Source organism: Mycobacterium sp. SVM_VP21, from assembly GCA_024758765.1.
Classification (GTDB): domain Bacteria; phylum Actinomycetota; class Actinomycetes; order Mycobacteriales; family Mycobacteriaceae; genus Mycobacterium; species Mycobacterium heraklionense_C.
In genome coordinates this window covers 3448365-3469736 of the sequence record CP101406.1, presented here as the reverse complement: position 1 = coordinate 3469736, position 21372 = coordinate 3448365, and the positions used below count along the sequence as shown (strand labels likewise).

Genomic DNA, 21372 nt, shown 5'->3' with positions numbered 1-21372 from the left:
GCGGGGCAGTGTAAACGACCTAGCTTTACTGGTAACCGCCGTATTCGATTCCGTCAGTTTGACCGTGTCCGGCACGTTTTTGTGTGGTCGGATTACCGCAAGCAGGTCGGCGAGCCGTGGGGGAGGTTGGCGGACCTCGGATCGCTCAGCGTCGACCTGGGGCAAAGCGTGAACGAACACGGCAAGTGTCTCGCAACTGGGTAGCGCTGCTGCTGGGGTCAGTACGGCGTCAAAGCCGGACGCAGGAACCGTCGATGAAGGATTCGGCCGCGCCGCGTACCTCCTGGTAGCGCTCCTTTGCGAGCAGGTCGATAGGACGCTCGCCGTCTAGGAGGCGATTCTTGGCGTGCAGCCACCGGCCGACACCTCGTGCGGTCAGGGAGTGTGAAAGCAGGAGGACAAGGTCACGGAGTTGCGCGAGCCGGTCGTACCGGTCAGGGCGGATGTCGCCGGTTCGCCAGCCGCGCACAGCCCAAAACACCACGACACGGAAACCGCCAGTTGTATTGACAACGCCGCCAACTGTATTGAGACCGGACACAGGACACGCAGGGAGCCTGATTCACCTGATGAAAACGCAGCACTCTACCGGTAACCCGCCATATTCGATCCGGTCGTATTCCTCCTGGCTCGGATGGCGCGATCTGTGACGAAGCGAGGCTCGATACGCCGCGTTGGACTTCCGAACACGTTCCGAATACTCTGCTGGTATGGCCTCGCCAGCACCCCACACCACCACGCGCCGCTCCTCAGACTTGAGCAAGCGCTCCGCCGAGGTGTTCGCGGAAGCTGAGGACCACCCGGTGACGGTGACTCGTCGTGACGGTGAGGCGCTCGTGCTCATGTCGCAGCGCGAGGCGGAGAACCGCAGCCGCATGCTCCAATTCGCTGCGCAGCTCATCGGCGTGGCGGTGGACGACACCGGTCCGCTCGTCGAGCGGATGTCCAAGGCCTTCCCATGGATGCTTGCGCTGCCGCCCGGGGACCGGTCCAGCTGCGCCCAGGACCTCGTCGACGCTGCGCGGGCGTCGTTCTCCACCGGCCAGCCGCATCTGGTGCTCGCGGAGCTGACCTCGTGGCAGGAGACTGCGACCGCCATCGCCGCCGGTCTCGGCAGGGGCGAGCCGGAGTGGTTGGGCGATAACGATGTCGTTGTGGAGCGGCCGTAGCGGTGGCCGCCAAGCGCGGCGAGCTTGTCCCTCGTCCTCCGAAGAAGATCGAGTACGAGGTTCGCTACGCAACCGCCGAGGCGGCCAGGGGCTGGCAGGATCTCGCGGCAACGATCCGTAATCCGCTTGCTGAGGCCTGGGACTTTCTGACGCGGACGCCCCTGACTAAGACCCCGACGAACTACCCGCTGCGCGGCGTTCTCGGCACGATCTCCCGCGGGGGCAAGGTCCACGAGCGCTGGCAGCACAAGCCGACGCTCAAGGGCACAGCCCGCATTTGGTTCTTCGTCGAGGGCCGCACGGTCTACCTGGAGCAGGTGCACACCAGTCACCCGAACGAAACGAAGTAGGACAAGCTGGCCGCCCTGGGCATATGCGTGCAGCAGTTTCCTACCGGGAAGGTAGCGGGACGCACCGCCTCCCGAACGGCCTTCCGATCACCCGATAGCAACGTGACGTTGACACTATGTGCCGAGCGGCCGAGCAGCATGTTCACAGGAGGCGGCTGGAGAATGCCGCGTATGCACAGTAGTCGCGGTGCCAATGGCGGCGTTGAAGTCCTCGCTGGTACTGGGGATTCGCGCGTAAGTTCGGGCCGGCGGTACAGCCGTGAGGGCGACTACGGTGGCGAAAGGATGTCTTCGAGTCGACGACGCCGGCGTCATCGGCTTCTCGGGGTCGGTTCGGCGGTGGCATTGCTGGTGTCGGCCGCGCCGGTGGCCAGCGCAGATTTCGGCGTTGACGACCTGCTTGACCCCACTCTATGGTTCCCCGCGCCGGCGGCCGATACCGTCACCGCCGCGCTTGCCGACTCAGCTGTCGCGGGCACTATAGGGGTGGGCGCGCCGGCTGATGGTGATGTGCTCGGCTTCGATGGCCTCCGACTTGACGGTCTGCTCGCGGTGCCGTCGGAGTCGGCGGCTGGCTCGGCCGCGGCGACCACGGGCTCGGGTGCTGATGCATTGACCGAGTTCATCGACTCCGGAGGCCTTATCGGCCTGATCTATTCGCCGCTGCACAGTGCCTGGGAGGAGTGGATCACCAGCTCGCTCGGTGTTCAACTCGACAACCTCATCAACCCGGCATTCGCCGTTGACGGCCACTGCGGTCTGATCTGCAACGGTGATGTCGGAACAGCGGCCGATCCGACCGGGGGTGGCGGCGGCTGGCTGTTCGGCGACGGCGGTGCCGGCTGGAGCAGCGACCAGGCCGGGACGGTCGGCGGTGACGGTGGTGCGGCTGGGGCGTTCGGCAATGGCGGCGCCGGCGGTGATGGCGGGGCCGGCGCCGACGGCGGGGCCGGAGGTGCCGGTGGGAATTTGATCGGTGACGGCGGCAGAGGCGGCAACGGCGGCGCAGGGGCCGACGGTGAGGCTGGCGGAGACGGCGGCACCGGAGGCGCAGGCGGCTATTGGACGGTCGGAATCGGTGGTAACGGCGGTGACGGCGGCACCGGTGGCCCGGCAGCCGGCGCCGACAGCATCGCCGGTGCGGGCGGCAACGGCGGAGCCGGCGGCGTGGGCAGCCGCGGGGAGCTCGCCTTCCCGCTCATCCTGGCGCCGCTGCTCAACGTTGGTGTCGGGGGAGATGGTGGGGCCGGCGGTGATGGCGGTGCGGCCAGCGGTCTGGACAGTGTCGCCGGGGCTGGTGGAGTCGGCGGTGTCGGCGGTGACGGTGGCACACCAGACGGGGCTCCTGGGCTGGGGGCTGGCGGTGATGGTGGGGCCGGTGGCGACGGGGGTGCCGCGAGTGGAGCGGGCAGCATTGCTGGTGCCGGCGGTAACGGCGGCACCGGAGGCGAACCGAACGGGGGTTATCTCAGTATCGCCGGTGTTGGCGGCAACGGCGGCGCGGGTGGAAACGGTATCGACGGCGGGCAAGCAAGCCACGGCGGCAACGGCGGCGCCGGTGGTATCAGCGGCAGCACCACCTTCACCGTGACCCCATCAGGCACCGGTGGTGATGGCGGCACCGGTGGCGCCAGCGGCGGCGGTACCGGCGGCCAGGGCGGAGTCGGGGGCAACGGTGCGGCAGGCGGTCCCTTCAGCGCGACGACCGGCGGCGGCGGTGGTGGCGGTGGCGGCGCCGGTGACGGCGGGCTCGGAGGTAACGGCGGCAACGGCGGTGACGGTGCGTCAGGTTCTTCGCCTGGCGCTGCGGGAACCGGAGGGATCGGTGGCTCCGCCAACGGCGGGACCGGGGGAGACGGCGGTAACGGCGGCAACGGTGGCAGCAATAGTGCGCAAAGCACCGGCGGAAACGGCGGTAACGGTGGGCAGGTCGGTCCGGACGGCGACGGTCGCGGCGGGAACGGCGGCAATGGTGGCAACGGCGCCTTCAGCGCACCCGGCGGCAACGGCGGCAACGGCGGTCTCGACGGCGCTCCCGGCACCCCAGGGACCCCCGAATAAATCCTCGGTCAACAGCCCCGGTGGCGTGCGCCAGCTGTCTACGCCGACTGGAGTGCGGACTTGGCCCTGCCATACTTTCCGGCGGGGAAGTCGGTCAGAAGCCGAGGTCAGGCAGCAAGCCGCTCGGGTCTACCGCGTCAGCGGCTCCTGACGGGTCGATGCCGAATAGGCCGTCGAGCAGCGTTGTGGCGTTGCTCCACGCGGTGGTGTTTCCCGTGAACAGCGCATCACCGAGGTCGTTGAACAGCGCACCTGCGTCAGGCGATGCCAGGTCGACGCCGCCGACCTCGATCGGGCCGGTGGCATCCGGGTTGAACAGCGGCGCAGGGTCTGGGGTGCCGAAGTTGAAGAGATCGACGACCTGGTTACCGCTGGCGTCGGGGACCAGAAGCGACATGACCGCGTTGTCTTGGCCGGCTTGAACGGAGGCGATCTCGAAGCCAGAGAACCAGTTGTCCTGAATGATGAGATTGTCTGACGTGCCGGCAGTCGAAAGCGCCGTCGTGAACGACTCATTGACGCCGATGCTGCTCAGCGGGGTCGCCGCAACGCTGCCAAAGCTGCCCGCTATGGGGTCGGCGCCCAGTCCCAGGGAATTGCTTGGGTCTGAGAGCGTGGCCGGCAGCAACGGGCTCGCGCTATCGCCGGTTGGCGTCACCGTCCAGCCGTTGATCGCATCGGTGCTGTCGTCGGCGTGCGCGGCAGCGATTCCGAGCATTGCGACGGGCACGGCGGCTCCGCCGACCAGACCGATACCGACACCCCAGCGACGAACACCACGAACGGACATCTTCGAACCTTCCCCACGAGCATGGGCGACCGCCAGTCAACACGGTGCCGGTGATGCACGTTACGCCGCCGGCCTGGCAGTTAGCTGCGATGCACTGGAGCAGCCACCCGTACCCGTGGTTGCCACCTCGTGTCCGATGGCCGTCCCGTCTCAGGCCGGAACCGGGACGAACCCGGCACCCGGACCGCCATTGGCATTGACATCATCGAGGATGGCGCTGAACTTGACGAGGATGGTGTCCCAGCCCTGAGTAATGAAAGGCCCCGGCCAGGGGAAATATACGCCAGCGAAGATCATGCCGACCAACAGGCCACCAGAGGTGACCGGGGCACCGTTATCGCCGGGCTGATAGTTGACAGCCCCCTTCATGGACCGCCGCGGGTTCGAACCGGGGGTAGTGGTACGGATCCAGCAGAAGTCACCGGTGGCGGCCCCGAGTCGGCATTCGGGTTGGCCCTGTTCAGTGTCAGGGCCGATGCCATTGATGGCGAAACCCGCGAAGTTGGACAGCGGGGTGATTTTGGCGGGGTCGAATTTGATCACGGAGTACTTCAGACCAGGGTCGTTGGCAAGGGCCACCACGGTGCCCACCGGGCCGAGGTTTTCCGATCCTTCGGCAACCACTGGGGAGTCAGGTCCACCGCAACTGGCGGCGGTGAACCCAACTAGTTCTGCGGTTTTGTCGTGGCCGATGGTGGTCAGGGTGCAGTAGGTGCCGTCGACGATGATGCCCGCCCCGCCGCCCAGCGGGAGCGCCGCGGAGGCGTCGGGAGCACGCACGATGGCCAGTAGCGGCAAGAGCACGCACACGCCGACGCGCCAGCGATACGCGATCCGCACAGCCCGCCTCCTTAACCTGCTCGGGGTCCACACGATACAACCGGAGAGCGGTCGATGAGTTCATCCCGGGATCGGAGCGGACCCTGCTCCCGGCCCGCCGATAGCGTTGACGTCATCAAGAATCGCGCTGAACTTCATCAGGTCTGTGAATTGCACCTGCCGCGCTTCCCAGAGGTGATCGGGGGTGCGCTTCTGTGCGGCGGGAACCGGTGTGCGCGTACTTTCCCCAGGTGGTGCCGGATTCGGTGGCGTGTCTCTGTGTGACCCGGTCGCTGTAGCCGAGCATTTCGGCGACGACGGGTGCGGGGATTTCGGAGACGAGTTCTTGCAGCGCGGTGTTGCGTGCACCTTGCAGGTTGATCCCGAGGGAGCGGAGCCGCTTCATGATGGTCTGCGGGTCGAAGTGTCGACCTGGCCTGCTGCTGGGGAATAGCCAGGGCGTGCCGACGGCACCTCCTGCAGTGCGCAGGTTGGGCCGGTTGTCACGGTAGTAGTTGAGCAGCGACGCGAACGGCTCGGGGACCGGGACTGGTTCGGTACCGAGGGCGATGCGGGTTTCCCCATCTTTTCGGTGGATCGCGGTGGCTTGCAGCGCAGCGATCTTCGTCAGTGGTTGGGCGTAGAGCAGAAGGAGGACGCCGGCAACTCGGTAGGGAAGGGTTTCGGAGTCGCCGGTGAGCATCTCGTTGATCCAGGCCAAACGTTGTTCCTGGGTGACCGTCGGCGTGGTTCTGGCTTGTCGGAATCCGATTTTCACGCCGGTAGTGATCTTCGCGCCGGTGGCCCAGACGAAGAACGTTCGGATCCAGTAGCGGGTGGTCGGACCGGAGGCCAGGTATTCGTCGACGTCGCGCTGTGTGCAGTGGGCGGCCGCACGATGGTGGGTGTCGTGGAGCCAGGTGAGGAATTTGATCGTCTCGGTGATCTCTTGCTGGGCTGAGCGTCTCGGCCCGTCGGTGCCTTGGCCGGGCTTCGACATGCTGCGCAGGCGCCGTAGGTGGTGCCAGGTGGCGAACTGCTCGACGGGGGCGCGGACGGTCGGCGAGGCGATGGCGTCGAGTTTGGTGGCGAGCCAGACCTCGAAGCGGGCGAGATGTTCGTCGCGTTGGGGGAGCAGTCCGTGGTGCTGCAGGAGGCTGCGGAGGTGGTCGACGTGGCGGCCGGGCCCGGCTGCAGTGAGGCCGTCGTGGGTGAGCGGTATTGCACCCGAGGTGATCGCGCCCAGTAGTTTTAGCACTTCGACGTTGCGTTTCCAGGTCAGGATGCTCTCGGGTCGGTCCACGCCGCACAGGACTTCGATGAGGGTTTGCATGGCGGCGGGGTCGGCGGGGTGGTGCAGCAGGATTTTGCACAGGTCTTCTCGTAGGGTGCATCGGGCGCATTGTCCGCGGCGGTAGATTTCGCCTTCCAGCCCACAGGTTTTGCAGGTGTAGTTGCCTTGGATGCCGGCGCAGAGCAGGCAGACCGGCCGTGGGTCGTCGTGGCGGCAACGGCCGGGCAGGACGCCGTCGTGTCCGCAGTTCGGGCAGATGCCGTGCGTGCGCATGGCGCTGTAGAAACAGCTGTGGCACAACCAGTCACCGGGCCATTCCACGCGCAGCTTGTTGGCCTTGCGGTGGCAGCGGCTGCACTCGGCGGTTCCGTTCGTGACGGGTGGGCGCCCACGTCGGGTTGAGCGCGGCGTGGGCTTAATCGGCGCCATCGGTGATGATGCGCGCTCGTCGGGGCCGGACTGATTTGTTGAGTTCGACGACGTTGGGCGGTGCCGAAGGTGGGATTCCGGAGGCCGTCTTTCGCCGGCGGACGTCGGTAGCGGTCACCGTCACCAGGTCTTCGACCCCGCAGCCGAGGATGTCGCATAGGGCTGCCATCAGTTGCAGTGAGATCCGTTCGGGGCGTTGATGTACGACGCGGTAGACCTGGGGGCGTGAGAGCTGTATTCCGCGTTCGACGAGGAGGGGGATCAGCTCGGTGCTGTTGTGCATGCCGTGGGCGGCCATCAGCTCAGCGAGGCGCCAGTTGTAGCTGACTTCGCGTTTCACGATGTCTCCTCTCCCAGCGCGAGCGCGTCGTTGACGGTGCGGTCGAGGACGCGACGCAGGGTTCGGGTCCGAAAATCACTGGAGACACCCGTGTACAGCGAGGTGGTGCTGGCGTATTCGTGGCCGGCTTGGTCTTGGACGAACTTCGCGTCCCAGCCGTCTTCGATGAGATGGGTGATGTAAGACCGGCGAAATGAGTGCATGTCGAGTCCGTCCGACAGGCCGAGGTTCTGGCAGTAGCGTCGAAACCTGCGCAACAGCGTCCTCTCGGCGACCAAGGCGCCGCGCTCGCTGGGAAACAGGTCCATGCCCTCGTCCATATACGGGTGGCCATGCGTCAGCCAGTCGGCGATCACTTCCGGTGTCCAGTCGAACACCGTCAGCACCGTGCGCCGCTTGGGTGGCGATCCTTTCTTGGCTTTGCCGTAGCGGACCTTAACCACGCCGTAGTGACCGAACTCTCGAGCATGGGGATTACGGGAAAAGTCAACCGTCTGCAGGTGGCGTAGCTCGTTGAACCGCAGCCCGTAAGAGTAGGCGACCTTGAACATCACGGCATCGCGGTAGGCCGGCAACCAACCCTTCTTCCTGGCATTGGCGATCACGGTGACCTGGTCGTCGGCGTGGTCGAAGAAGTCCTGCAGCTCCTGTTTGGTGAACGGCCGTTTCTCGGGGGACTGCTCGTTGTCCTGGACATGGGTCGCGGTGTTCCACGCGAAGAACACCTGGGCCGGATGGGTGCCGAACCGCTGCTCGCAGACCCGGTCCCAGCCGTAGTCTGGGTCGGCGATGTAGGAGCAAAACAGCCGCAGTGAATTCTGATAGCCACGCACCGTGGACTGCCGGCGGCCTTTGATGCTGCGCAAGTCGCCGAAAAACTCCTCAACGATGACCGGCGTCCACGACCAGGGGAACTCATTGGTCTGGTCGATGAACCGTCGGACCGTCGCGATCCGAGTGTCGATCGTGTCGTGGGCCAGGTTGCGGCACAGTTGCTGGTTGCGCCAGCCGTCGAGCATCTCATCAACGGTTTGGACCTCGGGATGCAGCAGCGGCACCGCACCTACGAGAAACACGCGACCGCTCTTGTCGACGGGCAATCCAGCCTCCCAGCGTCCGTATCATCCGATGAATCATTGAATCATCTGATGAATCAATACCACATCCGCGCAGGTAGATCCATCACGGCGGCGACGCCTGGCTGGCTGACTCCCAGGGGGCTTTACGTGGACAGGCGCGGAGCTAGGTGCGACAAACAGCGAATACTGCTGTTGCCCTAGTACTTTCGGATCGCTGGGCGACGCGGGCGGACGGGGCTTGGGCGGGCTGGCCCTGATTCATCTGATGAAAACGGCGGGGTTGACTTGACATAATGTACGTTATCGGCGTTAAACCAATGCGAGTTGCATTAGGTGCAAGGACTCGCACCTCTGCGTGATGACAACGTCGGCGCAGCTAACAGGCTCGGCGCCTCCCGTTCTATCCAGCGGCACCCCGCGTCATCTGTTGACCATTGCTCCAGCTTGACGTAGATTTCAATCACTTAATGAATGATTTCATTGTTAGGTGACGAGATGTCGATGCCGGTCCACTCAAGCCCACATGGCAACTCCGCGCCGGGCTGCCCCCCGTCCGCCGACAACCTACCAAAACGTCACAGTGATGAATTGCTATGGCCCGCTGGGACATTGCGCATTCTTTGTTCGACTCCCCGGTCGACGTCCCGGGCGACATCGAGGTCGTCGAGCCGGCTTCCGGGTGGAGCCCGCGATGGCCGCTGAGGAGCTTCCGGGCTTCGTCCCTCGAGTTCTGCGTGCCGACGATGTTTCGCTGCTACGAGCAGACGAGACCGTCTTCGGCGCAATGCTTGATGGCTGGCGAACTCAGATGCTGGCTCGTGGCCTCGAGATCGACACGATCAAAGCACGGTGCCGTGTGATCACCCGATTCGTCGAATTCACCAACGAGTACCCATGGCGCTGGCGAGCGAACGACGTGGATCAATTCCTCGCTGAACTACGGTCGCAGGCGACACAGATCGCTGTGTCGACGCTGCGCTCGTACAGTAACGCGATATCGATGTTCTGTAGTTATGTCAGTGACAGTCGATATGGATGGGTTGATTTCTGCGAGAAGCAATTCCGTGACGTTCCGTCGCAGATCGTCTTTGAATGGAACACGCCGCAGCACACCACAGACGATGCGGTTCCACCGGGGCGTCGTGCATTTACAAAGGCTGAACTGCAGCACCTGTTCGACGTCGTGGATGACTTCGTCGATGACGCCCACAGTAAGGGGTCCAAACGTTGGCTAACGGCGCTGCGTGACTCGACGGCATTCAAGATCGGCTACGCGTTTGGACTGCGTCGACGAGAACTGGTCATGCTCGACCTGACCGACTTTGGACCAAACCCGCACGTTCCCCGCTATGGCAACTTCGGGGCGATGACCGTTCGCTGGGCCAAGGGCACCAAGGGATCGGGGCCACGCCGACGGACGGTTCTCACGTCGCCCGAATTTCCTTGGGTGGTAGACCTTTTGCAGTACTGGTGCTCCGAGGGCCGGGAGCTATTCGCGACCGCGGACCGCTCCCCTGCTCTCTGGCCCAGCGAACGCGGAGACAGGCTCACCTTGGGTGCCCTCGGACGTTCATTTACGTCGTTCCGGCGGCTTGCCGGACTGCCCCCGGAACTGAGCTTGCACGCGTTGCGCCACTCGTACACTACGCACCTTCTGGAAGCCGGTTACGACCCGTTGTTCGTGCAGCAGCAGCTCGGGCACTCGTATGCCTCGACAACGTCGCTGTACACCTCGGTTTCGTCGGATTTCAAACAGAAGGTGATCCAGCAGATGATTACTCGACGCCTCCAAATGGGCGAAACCAATGGCTGAGCAACGTCGGATCGGCTTTCATTGGCATCTCAGGCGCGTCATGGCAGCGCACAACCTCTGGAAATCGACTGAGCTGCGCCCACTCCTGCGATCACGCGGAATCAATCTGTCGGACGCACAGGTGTACCGACTTGTCACCGGTGAGCCACAGCGAATTCCATCGCGAACGTTCGCCGCCCTCTGCGACATCTTCGGCTGCTCACCCAACGACCTCTTCGAACCCTACGTCGAAATGCAAGCAGCAGCATCAGCCAATGCGCCACAGCCTCGCGAACTGGGAGTGACACCGGGCAACCCTGTAGCCAAACGGATCCGCATCGTGCAGGACGATGACGATGGCACGACCTCGAAAGCCTGAAGACCCCCAACGGTGGCCGGTCCCCTGCGACCGATGTGGACGCCACTACCAGGTGGTCGCCAACTGGCCCAACGAATCAGTCTGCGGCTACTGCTACCAGGCGGCCAAACGCATCACCGGCATCTGCGCCTGCGGGCACCAAGGGGTACTCCCCGGCATCATCGACAACCGGCCCGCGTGCCGCCACTGCAGTGGCGTCACCATCAACGTGGACTGCGTCAGCTGCGGCAACGAAGCCGAACTCTACAGCGGCGGACGCTGCCAACGCTGTGTTCTCGGAGCCACCGCACAGCGCCTGCTTACCAACCCCGCCACAGGGGCCATTGCACCGCCGCTGCAGATCATCGTCGACGCGCTTACCACCATGGAGCGCCCGAACAGCGGACTGACCTGGATCCGCCAAGCGCACGTTCAAGTCGTCCTCCGCGACCTCGCCAGCCATCAAACCGTCACCCACGAGATCCTTAACGGCCTGCCGGCCGGTCGAACCTCCGACTACGTGCGCAGTCTGCTGGTCGAACACGGCGCACTTCCTTCGCGTGACGAGCGACTTGCCCGGTTCCAGGCGTGGGCAGCCGCGGCGCTCGAACGCATCACCACGGCCGAGCACCGAAAGGTAATTTCCCGCTTCGTCCGGTGGAACTTAGAAAAGCGGCTTCTATCGATGAGCCCGGTTACGGACTCTGCGTTCCTGCGGGCCAAGCAATCCCTCAGCGTCACAATCGAGTTCTGCAACTGGCTCGCCGCTGAACACGACACAGGTATGGACCAACTCACGCAAGCGCACATCGACCTATGGCAATCGACCGGACCAACCACCCGCGAACACATCGCCCGCTTCATCCGGTGGGCCATCAAGAGCAGGCTGATCTCCGCCGACCTCCAAGTGACACCACATCGCCGCGGGACGGCGCCGCGAATGCCGATCACCGAGCAGAACGCCGTCATAGAAATGGTCGCACATCAGCAGACACTCCATCCTCGTGATCGCCTCGCCGCCATCCTCGTCATCGTGTTCGCCCAACGGATCGAAGACGTCGCAGCGCTGACCTGGGACCGCGTGAGCATCACCGCCGAAGCCGCCACCATCACGCTCGCCGATACTCCGATCAAACTGCGACCGCCACTCGATGAGCCACTTAGGGCGCTGGCAGCCAGCAACTACAACAAACAGACCGCTGCACATCCGAAGTCTTGAGGGGGACCCGGTTTCTGGTCCAGTCGCTATGCGGCTTGGGGTTGGTGGGTCGTGGTCCACTGTAGGGCGAACTCGGCTGGGCTGAGTCCGCGGTGTGCTGAATGCGGTAGCGACGATCGCCAGCGCGACGGAGTCGGGCGCAGCGGGTCGTCGCCATCGGGCTAGCGACGATCGCCAGCGCGACGGAGTCGGGCGCAGCGGGTCGTCGCCATCGGGCTAGCGACGATCGCCAGCGCGACGGAGTCGGGCGCAGCGGGTCGTCGCCATCGGGCTAAGCAGGATTGAGCGGGACGGGCCCGGTCAGGCCGCGCAGTCGGTGCAGATCATCACACCGTTCTTCTCGCTGGCCAGACGGCTGCGGTGCTGAACCAGGAAACAGCTCGAGCAGGTGAACTCGTCGGCCTGCTTCGGCACGACACGCACCGACAGCTCTTCACCGGACAGGTCGGCGCCCGGCAGCTCGAACGACTCGGCCGATTCGGACTCGTCGACGTCGACCACAGCGGACTGCGCCTCGTTACGCCGCGCCTTGAGTTCCTCCAACGAATCCTCGGAAACGTCGTCGGTCTCGGTGCGCCGTGGGGCGTCGTAATCGGTAGCCATGGTCTTCTCCCCTCAAGTCCCCTCGAAACCCTGCGCGAGCTTTGTACCAGCGTCGAACGCATCCACCAAATGATTCGTGCCCGGATCGCGGTCAGATCAAGTGTGATTTGCGTCACATTACATTCCTGACCACGGTGATCGTCCCCGCGAGCGCCCTCTAGAGTGCGTACGTGGTCGCGCAAATCACTACCGGTTCCGAGTTCGACAAGCACGGTCGGCCGTTCCGGCGACGCAACAACCGACCGGCCGCCTACGCCTTGGCCGCGCTGGCGCTGCTCACCGCCGTGGCATGGGGGGTGGCCCTCACCCGGCCGGTCGACGTCCATGAAGTCGCGGTGTGCAATGCCCCGCCGGCGCCGAGCGAGCCCGCCCAGCCGCGGCTGGGCACTCAGGTGCCGCGCGCCGCGATGAGCAGCACCACCCCGGCCAAACTGGCCGACATCAAAGCCCGCGTCCTCAACGCCAGCGGCCGAGCCGGGCAGGCCGCCGATGTCGCCGACGCGCTGCGCGACGACGGCTTCCCCCAGCCGACCGCCGCCAACGACCCCATCTACGCCGAGGACCGGCTGGACTGCCAGGGCCAGATCCGCTTCGGCCCGGCGGGCCAGGCCGCCGCGGCAGCACTGTGGTTGGTGGCGCCGTGCACGGAACTGTTCCGCGACGACCGCCCCGACGATTCGGTGGATCTGGCGGTCGGCAGCGACTTCGTCAGCCTCTCCCACAGCGATGACATCGAGGCCGCGCTGGCCGGTCTGCGTCCAGACGCCACCGGGTTGCCCGACCCCGCGCTGCTGACCAAGATTCATTCCGGCACCTGCTGACGACCGATCGCCGACGAGGAGATCCGATGACCGGCACCGATCCCGTTCCAGCCCCGATCGAGGACCGTCCGATCGCCGGCGCACGGCGGCAGCGACGGGGCTTCGGCGTTGACGTGGGCGGCAGCGGCATCAAGGGTGGCGTCGTCGATCTGGACACCGGAGCGCTGATCGGTGAGCGGTTCAAGCTGCCCACGCCCAGCCCCGCCACACCGGTCTTGGTCGCCCAGACCGTCGCCGCGGTGGTCCGGGACTTCGGGTGGACCGGCCCACTGGGAGTCACCTATCCGGGCGTGGTGGTCAACGGTGTCGTGCAGACCGCCGCCAACGTCGACAAGTCCTGGATCGGGCTGAACGCGCAGGAGACGATCGCCGCCGAACTCGACGGCCAGCAGATCGTCATCCTCAACGACGCCGACGCCGCCGGGCTGGCCGAGGAGCGGTTCGGCGCAGGCAAGAACAACAGCGGCGTGGTCGTGTTGCTGACCTTCGGGACCGGGATCGGCTCGGCGGTGATCCACAACGGAAAGCTGCTGCCCAACACCGAACTCGGGCATATCGAGGTGGGCGGCAAAGAGGCCGAACACCGGGCCGCCGCGTCGGTCAAGGAACGCAAGAACTGGTCCATGGAGAAATGGGCCAAGCAGGTGACCATGGTGCTGATGGCGATCGAGGACGCGCTCTGCCCGGACCTGATCATCGTCGGGGGCGGTATCAGCCGTAAAGCCGATCGGTGGGTGCCACTGCTGGGCAACCGGACCCCGGTGGTCGCCGCGACACTGCAGAACACGGCGGGGATTGTCGGGGCCGCGATGGCGTCATCGACCGACGTGACCCGCTGAATAACGCCCGCTCGGCGATTACCGCCTCACCCTGTCGTTACAATGGTCGACGGCGGCCGCCTAACCGATAGCGGCGACTATCCCAGTTGATCACCAACTGAAATAGAGCCGACATTCGACATACCCGACACTTTCGGTTGCGCACGACGCTGCGACCCGAAAGTCAGTCCGACCGAAGGGGTGGACGTGGCAGCGAGCAAGGCACAGCCGGCGACTGAGGAGCCCAAGAAGGGCAGTGCCGCCAAGGCACCCGCCAAAGCCGCCGTGAAGTCGCCTGCGAAGGCTCCCGCCAAGCGGACCGCGGCCAAGGCCACCAAGGCAGCAGCGCCCGCCAAGAAGGCCACCAAGTCCACGGCGCGTGGCGCCGCCGCTGACGGCGCAGCCAAGCCGGCGACCCGGTCGACCCGGGGCCCGGCGAAGAAGGCCGCCAAGGCCACCAAGGCCGGCGCCAAGAACGCTGACGCCGACTTGGCGCCCGAGGATCTCGACACCGATGTAGAGCTGGACGGCGAGCCCGGTGCGGACGACATCGACGACGCCGACCTGAGCCTGGACGAACTCGACGAAGACGACACCGACTCGGCTGCCGAGGGCGAGGGCGCCGCGTCCAGCGCGTCGGCGGACTCGGCCGAGGACGGCGAGGAGGGCGATGACGACGAGATCGCCGAGCCCAGCGAGAAGGACAAGGCGTCTGGCGACTTCGTCTGGGACGAAGAGGAATCCGAGGCGCTGCGACAGGCTCGTAAAGACGCCGAGCTCACCGCCTCGGCCGACTCGGTGCGCGCCTACCTCAAGCAGATCGGCAAGGTCGCGCTGCTCAACGCCGAAGAGGAAGTCGAGCTGGCCAAGCGGATCGAAGCCGGCCTGTTCGCCACCCAGAAGATGGCCGAGCACACCGAAAAGGGCGAGAAGCTCGCGGTCGCCTACCGACGCGACATGGCGTGGATCTGTCGCGACGGCGACCGCGCCAAGAACCACCTGCTCGAGGCCAACCTGCGACTGGTGGTGTCGCTGGCCAAGCGTTACACCGGCCGCGGGATGGCGTTCCTGGACCTGATCCAAGAGGGCAACCTCGGTCTGATCCGCGCGGTGGAGAAGTTCGACTACACCAAGGGCTACAAGTTCTCCACCTACGCCACCTGGTGGATCCGCCAGGCCATCACCCGTGCCATGGCCGACCAAGCACGCACCATCCGTATCCCGGTGCACATGGTCGAGGTGATCAACAAGCTCGGCCGCATCCAGCGTGAGCTGCTGCAGGACCTGGGCCGCGAGCCCACCCCCGAGGAACTGGCCCGGGAGATGGACATCACCCCGGAGAAGGTTCTGGAGATCCAGCAGTACGCCCGCGAGCCCATCTCGCTGGACCAGACCATCGGCGACGAAGGCGACTCCCAGCTCGGTGACTTCATCGAGGACTCCGAGGCTGTAGTAGCCGTCGACGCCGTGTCGTTCACCTTGCTGCAAGACCAGCTGCAGTCGGTGCTCGAGACGCTCTCCGAGCGTGAGGCCGGCGTGGTGCGGCTGCGGTTCGGCCTCACCGACGGCCAGCCGCGCACCCTCGACGAGATCGGCCAGGTCTACGGCGTCACCCGCGAACGCATTCGTCAGATCGAGTCGAAGACGATGTCGAAACTCCGGCACCCCAGCCGGTCTCAGGTCCTCCGCGACTACCTCGACTAGCGCGCAGCGATATGGCCAAAACACCGCCGGCGGCAGTGCTCAGCGCCGTGAACGCGTTTCGTGGTGGTCTGCAGCGCCTACGCCAGGCCACCGTCCCTGCTCCCGTGGCCATCATGGAACTGGTGTTCGGCGGCTGGCTGACCCAGGCACTTGCCACCGCGGTGCGACTCGGTATTGCCGATGCGCTCAGTGACGGTCCGCTAACCGCCGACGAAGTCGCCCGCCGAGTGAATACCGACCCCCGTGCGACCTACCGGCTGATGCGCGCCTTGGCCAGCAACTCCGTGCTCAAACTGCGCCGGGACGGCCGGTTCGCGCTGACCCGCACCGGACGGGCGCTGGTCTCCGGCAACCCGGCCAGTGTGGCCCCGATGGTTACGTTCGTCGGCCACCCGGCGCACCGGGAACACTGGTCGAACCTTGAGCACTCCGTACGGACGGGCCAAACCGCCGTCAGCAAGGTTCGCGGCATGTCCTTCTTCGAGTACACCGACACCGACCCCGAACTGGCGCAGGTCTTCAACGACGCTATGACCGGGGCGTCCGCTGTCGCCATCGAAAGTGCTGTTCCAGCATACGATTTCAGCACCAGCAAGCTCATCGTGGACGTCGGCGGCGGGCACGGTGCGCTGCTGGCCGCGGTGCTGCGTCAGGCGCCCGACACCCGCGGCGTGTTGTTCGACCTACCGCAGGTGGTGGCTGGCGCCGAGGCAACGGTGGCGGACGTGGCGTCGCGCTGCGACATCCAGGGCGGGTCCTTCTTCGAATCGGTTCCCGCCGGCGGCGACACCTACCTGCTCAAGACCGTCATCCACGACTGGGACGACGAGCAGTCGTTGGCGATTCTGCGCAATGTCCGGGCCGCCATCGCACCCGGTGGCAAGGTGCTGCTGTTCGAGATGGTGCTGCCCGAGGGCGCTCCCGCCCACCTGGGTCTGGTGCTCGACCTGGAGATGCTGGTTGCTGCCGGCGGGCAAGAACGCACCCGAGGGGAGTACGCCGAGTTGCTGTCCCAGGCGGGATTCGAGCTGCAGCGCGTGGTGCCCACCACCAGCCCGCTGGCCATTGTCGAGGCCCGAGCGGTCTAACGACGCCCGCGCCGCGGCGTAGGATCGCCCAGCATGCCGACGGATGACACGTCGCAGGCGACTTTCGCCGCGTTGTTGAAGCGTGCTGCGACCCACGGCCACCGGGTGCCGCCCGAGGCCGATCTGGATCCCGCGGTATTCGACGCGATCAACGCGGTCGCCACCGCCTGGCCGCGAGTGCCCGCTGTTTTGATCAACAAGGCGCAAACCACGTTCGCCCGTAGCGAACTCACCCGGGCGTCGGCAGCCAAGCCGACGACCCCGTTCAATCTCAACCCGCCGGAGCGAACACACCATCCGGGCCGGGCCGATAATCACTAACACCGATCACCGCCGTGGTGGGCAACGGCCCGTACAGGTGCGGGAACAGCATGGCCGCCGGATCGCTCGGTACCCCGGGCTCCCAGCGCACCGGTGCGCCGACCTTAGCCGGATCCACCTGCAGCAACACCAGATCCGTGCAGCCCTGATACAGCCGATTCGCGGGCAGGTGCACCTGTTGCGGGGTTGACATGTGCACGAATCCCACGCTGTCCAACGACTCCGGACGCAGCACCCCGGATGCCTGCGCCTGCGCCCAGTCGCCGGCACTGCACAGGTGCACCAGCGCATCGGACGGGATCGGCGATCGAGTCATGGCACCGATCCTGCCGCACCGTCTCCCGGGGTGAGACACGACACAGCCGAACGGGGGAACAACGCCGAACGCGCAAGCGTCTGACACACTTGAGGACAACCGCGAGAACGGAGGAGCCCATGAACGCGACTCTGACCAGTCCCGAACTCACTCGGGCTGATCGATGCGACCGGTGCGGTGCCGCCGCACGGGTACGAGCCACGCTGCCCTCCGGTGCCGAACTTCTTTTCTGCCAGCATCACGCCAACGAGCACGAAGCCAAGCTGATCGAGCTGGCCGCCGTGATTCAGGTCAGCGCAGCGACTGAGGCGTAACCGGAGCCGGTACGCAACACGCCGTCTGCGCGATTGTGCAATAGCAGCACCCGTCAGGAATGCTGGGCTGGTCATGAGTGACCAGATCCCCAAACCTTCCCGTCATCACCTGCTCCGTATTGCACGTCGCACTCTGGTCAAGAGCTGGGACGATTCGATCTTCGCCGAATCGGCGCAAGCGGGATTCTGGTCGGTGTTGTCACTGCCACCGTTGCTGCTGGGAATGCTGGGAAGCCTGTCCTATGTGGCGCCGCTGTTCGGACCGGACACGCTGGCCACCATCCAGGACCGCCTGATCGGCATGGCCAGCAGCTTCTTCTCGAAGAACGTCGTGGTGGAAATCATCGAGCCGACCGTGCGGGACATCGTGGCCAACGCCCGCGGCGAGGTGGTCTCGCTGGGGTTCGTGATCTCGTTGTGGGCTGGTTCCTCGGCGATCTCGGCGTTCGTCGACTCGGTGGTCGAGGCGCACGATCAGACTCCGCTGCGGCATCCGGTGCGACAACGCTTCTTTGCCTTGGGTCTTTACGTCGCGATGCTGGTGATCGCCGTGGCCACCGCACCGTTGGCCGCACTGGGGCCGCACGCGGTAGCCGAGCACCTCCCGGCCCGATGGACCGACGTACTGCGGTTCGGCTACTACCCAGCCTTGGTGTTGGGCCTACTGCTGGCGGTGACGGTGCTCTATCGGGTGTCGCTGCCCAAGCCTCTGCCCTCGCATCGGCTGGTGTTCGGCGCACTGCTGGCCACCACGGTGTTCGTCGTGGCGACGATGGGGCTGCGGATCTACCTGCGTTACATCACCAGCACCGGCTACACCTATGGGGCGTTGGCGACGCCGATCGCCTTCCTGCTGTTCGCGTTCCTGCTGGGCTTCGCCATCATGTTGGGCGCAGAACTCAACGCCGCGGTCCAAGAGGAGTGGCCCGCGCAGGCCACTCACCTGCACCAGCTGCGTAGGTGGGTGGTATCGCGGGCCGGCCAGCCGGCCGAGACCCGCAATGCCACCGATCCGGTCAAGCGTGCTTGAGAGTGGCGTAGATCTTCTTGCAGTCCGGGCAGATCGGGGAGCCGGGCTTGGCCGACTTGGTCACCGGGAAGACCTCGCCGCAGAGCGCCACCACGTGGGTGCCCATGACCGCGCTCTCGGCGATCTTGTCCTTCTTGACGTAGTGGAAGTACTTCGGGGTGTCGCCGTCGGTCCCGTCATCGACGCGTTCCTCGGAATCGGTGCGTTCGAGGGTGTCGGTCTGTATGCCCATCTCCCCATTGTGCCCAGAATCGGGGATGATCCAAAACCCCTCGTGCCGTCGAATCGTTCGTGTGGGACAGTGGAGTGATGAAGCACGGCCCCGAGCTGGGTTTCGACGACGACGGCCGACCTATCCTGATCACAGCGGCTGCCCCGTCCTACGAGCAGCAGCATCGCGAACGGGTACGCAAGTACCTGACGCTGATGGCGTTCCGGGTGCCTGCCCTGATCCTGGCCGCGATCGCCTACGGAATATGGCACAACGGCCTGATTTCCGTGCTGATTCTGGTGGCGTCGATACCGCTGCCGTGGATGGCTGTACTTATTGCCAACGACCGGCCTCCCCGCAGCGCCGAAGAACCCCGCCGGTATGAAGCGGCACCCACTCATACACCGCTGTTTCCCACCGGCACCCGCCCCGCCCTGGAGCGGCACACACCCCCGGGATCGGGCGGCAGCACCACCGGCGAAGCGCCGTACGGTACCGGTTCTTAGCACATTCTCAAAGTCATTGCCGTATTTCCGCACGTCAAGTGGTGTGGAAAAGCGATCGGCCGGGAACTCTGCACGCGTGTCGGGCGTTGACACGTGTGACAGCAGAAGCCGATCAACGGGAGGCCGCAATGGCAAAGGCAGATGCCACCACCAGTCGGATCGACGGCGATCTGGACGCGCAGAGCCCAGCCGCAGATCTGGTGCGGGTGTACCTCAACGGGATCGGCAAGACAGCATTGCTCAATGCCGCCGATGAGGTAGAGCTGGCCAAACGGATCGAGGCCGGACTGTACGCCCAGCACCTGCTCGACACCCGCAAGCGTTTTGGCGAGAAGCGCAAGCGCGAGCTCGCCGCGGTGGTACGAGACGGCGAAGCCGCCCGCCGGCACCTGTTGGAGGCCAACCTGCGTCTGGTGGTCTCACTGGCCAAGCGCTACACCGGCCGGGGCATGCCACTTCTGGACCTGATCCAGGAAGGCAACCTGGGACTGATCCGGGCGATGGAGAAGTTCGACTACGCAAAGGGTTTCAAGTTCTCCACCTATGCGACCTGGTGGATCCGCCAGGCCATCACCCGTGGGATGGCGGATCAGAGCCGCACCATCCGGCTGCCGGTCCACTTGGTGGAACAGGTCAACAAGCTGGCCCGGATCAAGCGCGAGATGCACCAGCAGCTGGGCCGCGAGGCCACCGATGAGGAACTCGCCGCCGAGTCCGGCATTCCAGCGGAGAAAATCAACGACCTGCTCGAGCACAGCCGCGACCCGGTCAGCCTCGACATGCCGGTCGGCTCCGACGAAGAGGCTCCACTGGGCGATTTCATCGAGGACTCCGAGGCGATGTCGGCGGAGAACGCGGTGATCTCCGAGCTGCTGCACACCGACATCCGCAGTGTGCTGGCCACCCTCGACGAACGCGAGCACCAGGTGATCCGGCTGCGGTTCGGCCTCGACGACGGCCAGCCCCGCACGCTGGACCAGATCGGCAAGCTGTTCGGGCTGTCGCGCGAGCGGGTCCGCCAGATCGAGCGCGAGGTGATGGCCAAGCTGCGCCACGGCGAGCGTGCTGACCGGCTGCGCTCATACGCCAGCTGACACCGGCTTCGGGCCGCCTGTCCCCCGCTCCGGCGGGCCGCCGATCTCGGTGGCCCGCCGGACGTGGTTTGTCGCCGAAGCGCCGAACGTCGCTTGCTAACCGTCTCCGCCGCTGCCGAAGTAGACTCGGCTGCGACGGAAGGTGCCGAATGAATGACCTGGTTGATACCACCGAGATGTACCTCAGGACGATCTACGACCTCGAGGAAGAGGGTGTCACCCCGCTGCGGGCGCGGATAGCCGAGCGACTCGAGCAAAGCGGTCCGACCGTAAGCCAGACGGTGTCCCGGATGGAGCGCGACGGCTTGCTCAAAGTGGCCGGCGACCGGCACCTCGAATTGACCGAGAAAGGCCGGACCCTGGCCGTCTCGGTGATGCGCAAGCACCGGCTGGCTGAACGCCTGCTCGTCGACATCATTGGGCTGCCGCTGGAAGAGGTGCATGCCGAGGCCTGTCGCTGGGAACACGTGATGAGCGAGGACGTCGAGCGGCGCCTGGTTCAGGTACTGGACAACCCGACCACGTCGCCGTTCGGCAACCCCATCCCCGGCCTGCCGGACCTCGGCTTCGGCGCGGACTCCACCGGTTGGGATTCCGATCTGGCACGGCTGACCGAGTTGCCGGCCGGTTCGCCGGTGGCCGTGGTGGTGCGTCAGCTCACCGAGCACGTCCAGGGCGATGTCGACCTGATCACCCGGCTCAAGGAGGCCGGTGTGGTGCCCAACGCCAGGGTGACCGTGCAGGCCGATGGCGACGACGGCGTGACCATCGTGATCCCCGGCCACACCGACGTCAGCCTGCCCTACGAGATGGCGCATGCCGTGAAGGTCCAGAAGGTCTGAGCGA

The 21372-nt window shown here is 65.5% G+C and carries 24 protein-coding genes and 2 pseudogenes; 16 read left to right on the top strand and 10 right to left on the bottom strand.

Translation table 11 applies throughout. The features are described from left to right. Positions 1-57: 57 nt before the first annotated feature. Positions 58-234: pseudogene (locus tag NM962_16185) on the bottom strand (RES domain-containing protein). Next, positions 230-472: pseudogene (locus tag NM962_16180) on the bottom strand (DUF2384 domain-containing protein). Before NM962_16180 ends, NM962_16185 begins: the two co-directional pseudogenes overlap by 5 nt. Positions 473-710: 238 nt before the next feature. On the opposite strand from NM962_16180, the gene NM962_16175 reads away from it, so the two are divergent. The 3 genes from NM962_16175 (at position 711) to NM962_16165 (ending at position 3580) form a co-directional block, all read left to right on the top strand. Continuing rightward, on the top strand, positions 711-1169 hold the full coding sequence (locus tag NM962_16175) for a prevent-host-death protein (protein UVO11491.1): 459 nt from the start codon (positions 711-713) through the stop codon (positions 1167-1169). Between the two features lie 2 nt (positions 1170-1171). Next, positions 1172-1519, top strand: coding sequence for a hypothetical protein (locus NM962_16170; protein UVO11490.1), 348 nt, complete (start codon positions 1172-1174; stop codon positions 1517-1519). A 285-nt stretch (positions 1520-1804) separates the two neighbouring features. Then, positions 1805-3580 (top strand): hypothetical protein, encoded by a 1776-nt coding sequence (locus tag NM962_16165; protein ID UVO14935.1) that lies wholly within the window; start codon positions 1805-1807, stop codon positions 3578-3580. Positions 3581-3674: 94 nt separating this feature from the next. Here NM962_16165 and NM962_16160 read toward each other — a convergent pair whose 3' ends face one another. The 5 genes from NM962_16160 to NM962_16140 all read right to left on the bottom strand — a co-directional run bounded on the left by NM962_16160 (position 3675) and on the right by NM962_16140 (position 8352). Further along, positions 3675-4370: a hypothetical protein gene (locus NM962_16160; GenBank protein ID UVO11489.1), complete on the bottom strand. Its 696-nt coding sequence runs from the start codon at positions 4368-4370 to the stop codon at positions 3675-3677. Positions 4371-4520: 150 nt separating this feature from the next. After that, positions 4521-5210: a S1 family peptidase gene (locus NM962_16155; GenBank protein UVO11488.1), complete on the bottom strand. Its 690-nt coding sequence runs from the start codon at positions 5208-5210 to the stop codon at positions 4521-4523. 115 nt (positions 5211-5325) lie between these two features. Continuing rightward, positions 5326-6756 carry a hypothetical protein gene (locus NM962_16150; GenBank protein ID UVO14770.1) on the bottom strand — a complete coding sequence of 477 codons (1431 nt, stop codon included), beginning with the start codon at positions 6754-6756 and terminating at the stop codon, positions 5326-5328. A gap of 142 nt (positions 6757-6898) precedes the next feature. Then, positions 6899-7252 (bottom strand): helix-turn-helix transcriptional regulator, encoded by a 354-nt coding sequence (locus NM962_16145; protein UVO11487.1) that lies wholly within the window; start codon positions 7250-7252, stop codon positions 6899-6901. After that, positions 7249-8352, bottom strand: a complete 1104-nt coding sequence (locus tag NM962_16140; protein ID UVO11486.1) for a site-specific integrase — start codon at positions 8350-8352, stop codon at positions 7249-7251. Before NM962_16140 ends, NM962_16145 begins: the two co-directional genes overlap by 4 nt. A 670-nt stretch (positions 8353-9022) precedes the next feature. Here NM962_16140 and NM962_16135 point away from each other — a divergent pair. From NM962_16135 to NM962_16125, 3 genes are read left to right on the top strand one after another with little or no spacing between them, the layout of a single operon-like run. Beyond that, positions 9023-10144 (top strand): site-specific integrase, encoded by a 1122-nt coding sequence (locus tag NM962_16135; GenBank protein UVO11485.1) that lies wholly within the window; start codon positions 9023-9025, stop codon positions 10142-10144. Continuing rightward, complete coding sequence (locus tag NM962_16130; GenBank protein UVO11484.1) at positions 10137-10502, top strand: helix-turn-helix transcriptional regulator; 366 nt, start codon at positions 10137-10139, stop codon at positions 10500-10502. The genes NM962_16135 and NM962_16130 overlap by 8 nt, the downstream gene beginning before the upstream one ends. Positions 10503-10554: 52 nt before the next feature. Then, a complete protein-coding gene (locus tag NM962_16125; GenBank protein ID UVO11483.1) occupies positions 10555-11700 on the top strand; it encodes a Fis family transcriptional regulator in 1146 nt (381 codons plus the stop codon). A 300-nt stretch (positions 11701-12000) separates the two neighbouring features. On the opposite strand, the gene NM962_16120 is transcribed toward NM962_16125, so the two are convergent. Continuing rightward, on the bottom strand, positions 12001-12303 hold the full coding sequence (locus NM962_16120) for a DUF4193 domain-containing protein (protein ID UVO11482.1): 303 nt from the start codon (positions 12301-12303) through the stop codon (positions 12001-12003). A 170-nt stretch (positions 12304-12473) separates the two neighbouring features. Between NM962_16120 and cei the strand changes: the two genes are divergently transcribed. The 5 genes from cei to NM962_16095 all read left to right on the top strand — a co-directional run bounded on the left by cei (position 12474) and on the right by NM962_16095 (position 17055). Then, positions 12474-13124: an envelope integrity protein Cei gene (gene cei / locus NM962_16115; protein ID UVO11481.1), complete on the top strand. Its 651-nt coding sequence runs from the start codon at positions 12474-12476 to the stop codon at positions 13122-13124. A 26-nt stretch (positions 13125-13150) separates the two neighbouring features. Continuing rightward, positions 13151-13963: an ROK family protein gene (locus NM962_16110; GenBank protein UVO11480.1), complete on the top strand. Its 813-nt coding sequence runs from the start codon at positions 13151-13153 to the stop codon at positions 13961-13963. A gap of 186 nt (positions 13964-14149) precedes the next feature. Beyond that, positions 14150-15646 (top strand): RNA polymerase sigma factor, encoded by a 1497-nt coding sequence (locus tag NM962_16105; protein ID UVO11479.1) that lies wholly within the window; start codon positions 14150-14152, stop codon positions 15644-15646. Positions 15647-15657: 11 nt separating this feature from the next. After that, complete coding sequence (locus NM962_16100) at positions 15658-16734, top strand: acetylserotonin O-methyltransferase (protein ID UVO11478.1); 1077 nt, start codon at positions 15658-15660, stop codon at positions 16732-16734. Positions 16735-16767: 33 nt separating this feature from the next. After that, entirely contained in the window at positions 16768-17055 is a 288-nt protein-coding gene (locus NM962_16095; GenBank protein UVO11477.1) for a hypothetical protein, read from the top strand. Here NM962_16095 and NM962_16090 read toward each other — a convergent pair. Further along, positions 17006-17371: a DUF952 domain-containing protein gene (locus tag NM962_16090; protein ID UVO11476.1), complete on the bottom strand. Its 366-nt coding sequence runs from the start codon at positions 17369-17371 to the stop codon at positions 17006-17008. The two genes, NM962_16095 and NM962_16090, sit on opposite strands and share 50 nt — an antisense overlap. Positions 17372-17490: 119 nt before the next feature. Here NM962_16090 and NM962_16085 point away from each other — a divergent pair, with 119 nt between their 5' ends. Beyond that, positions 17491-17685, top strand: a complete 195-nt coding sequence (locus NM962_16085) for a hypothetical protein (protein UVO11475.1) — start codon at positions 17491-17493, stop codon at positions 17683-17685. Between the two features lie 73 nt (positions 17686-17758). Continuing rightward, on the top strand, positions 17759-18715 hold the full coding sequence (locus NM962_16080) for a YihY/virulence factor BrkB family protein (GenBank protein ID UVO11474.1): 957 nt from the start codon (positions 17759-17761) through the stop codon (positions 18713-18715). On the opposite strand, the gene NM962_16075 is transcribed toward NM962_16080, so the two are convergent. Continuing rightward, a complete protein-coding gene (locus NM962_16075) occupies positions 18702-18941 on the bottom strand; it encodes a DUF3039 domain-containing protein (protein UVO14769.1) in 240 nt (79 codons plus the stop codon). The genes NM962_16080 and NM962_16075 overlap by 14 nt on opposite strands. 65 nt (positions 18942-19006) lie before the next feature. Here NM962_16075 and NM962_16070 point away from each other — a divergent pair, with 65 nt between their 5' ends. The 3 genes from NM962_16070 to NM962_16060 all read left to right on the top strand — a co-directional run bounded on the left by NM962_16070 (position 19007) and on the right by NM962_16060 (position 21368). Next, positions 19007-19432 carry a DUF3099 domain-containing protein gene (locus NM962_16070; protein ID UVO11473.1) on the top strand — a complete coding sequence of 142 codons (426 nt, stop codon included), beginning with the start codon at positions 19007-19009 and terminating at the stop codon, positions 19430-19432. A 128-nt stretch (positions 19433-19560) separates the two neighbouring features. Then, complete coding sequence (locus NM962_16065) at positions 19561-20526, top strand: sigma-70 family RNA polymerase sigma factor (protein ID UVO11472.1); 966 nt, start codon at positions 19561-19563, stop codon at positions 20524-20526. 149 nt (positions 20527-20675) lie between these two features. Beyond that, positions 20676-21368, top strand: coding sequence for a metal-dependent transcriptional regulator (locus tag NM962_16060; protein ID UVO11471.1), 693 nt, complete (start codon positions 20676-20678; stop codon positions 21366-21368). Positions 21369-21372 lie beyond the last annotated feature (4 nt).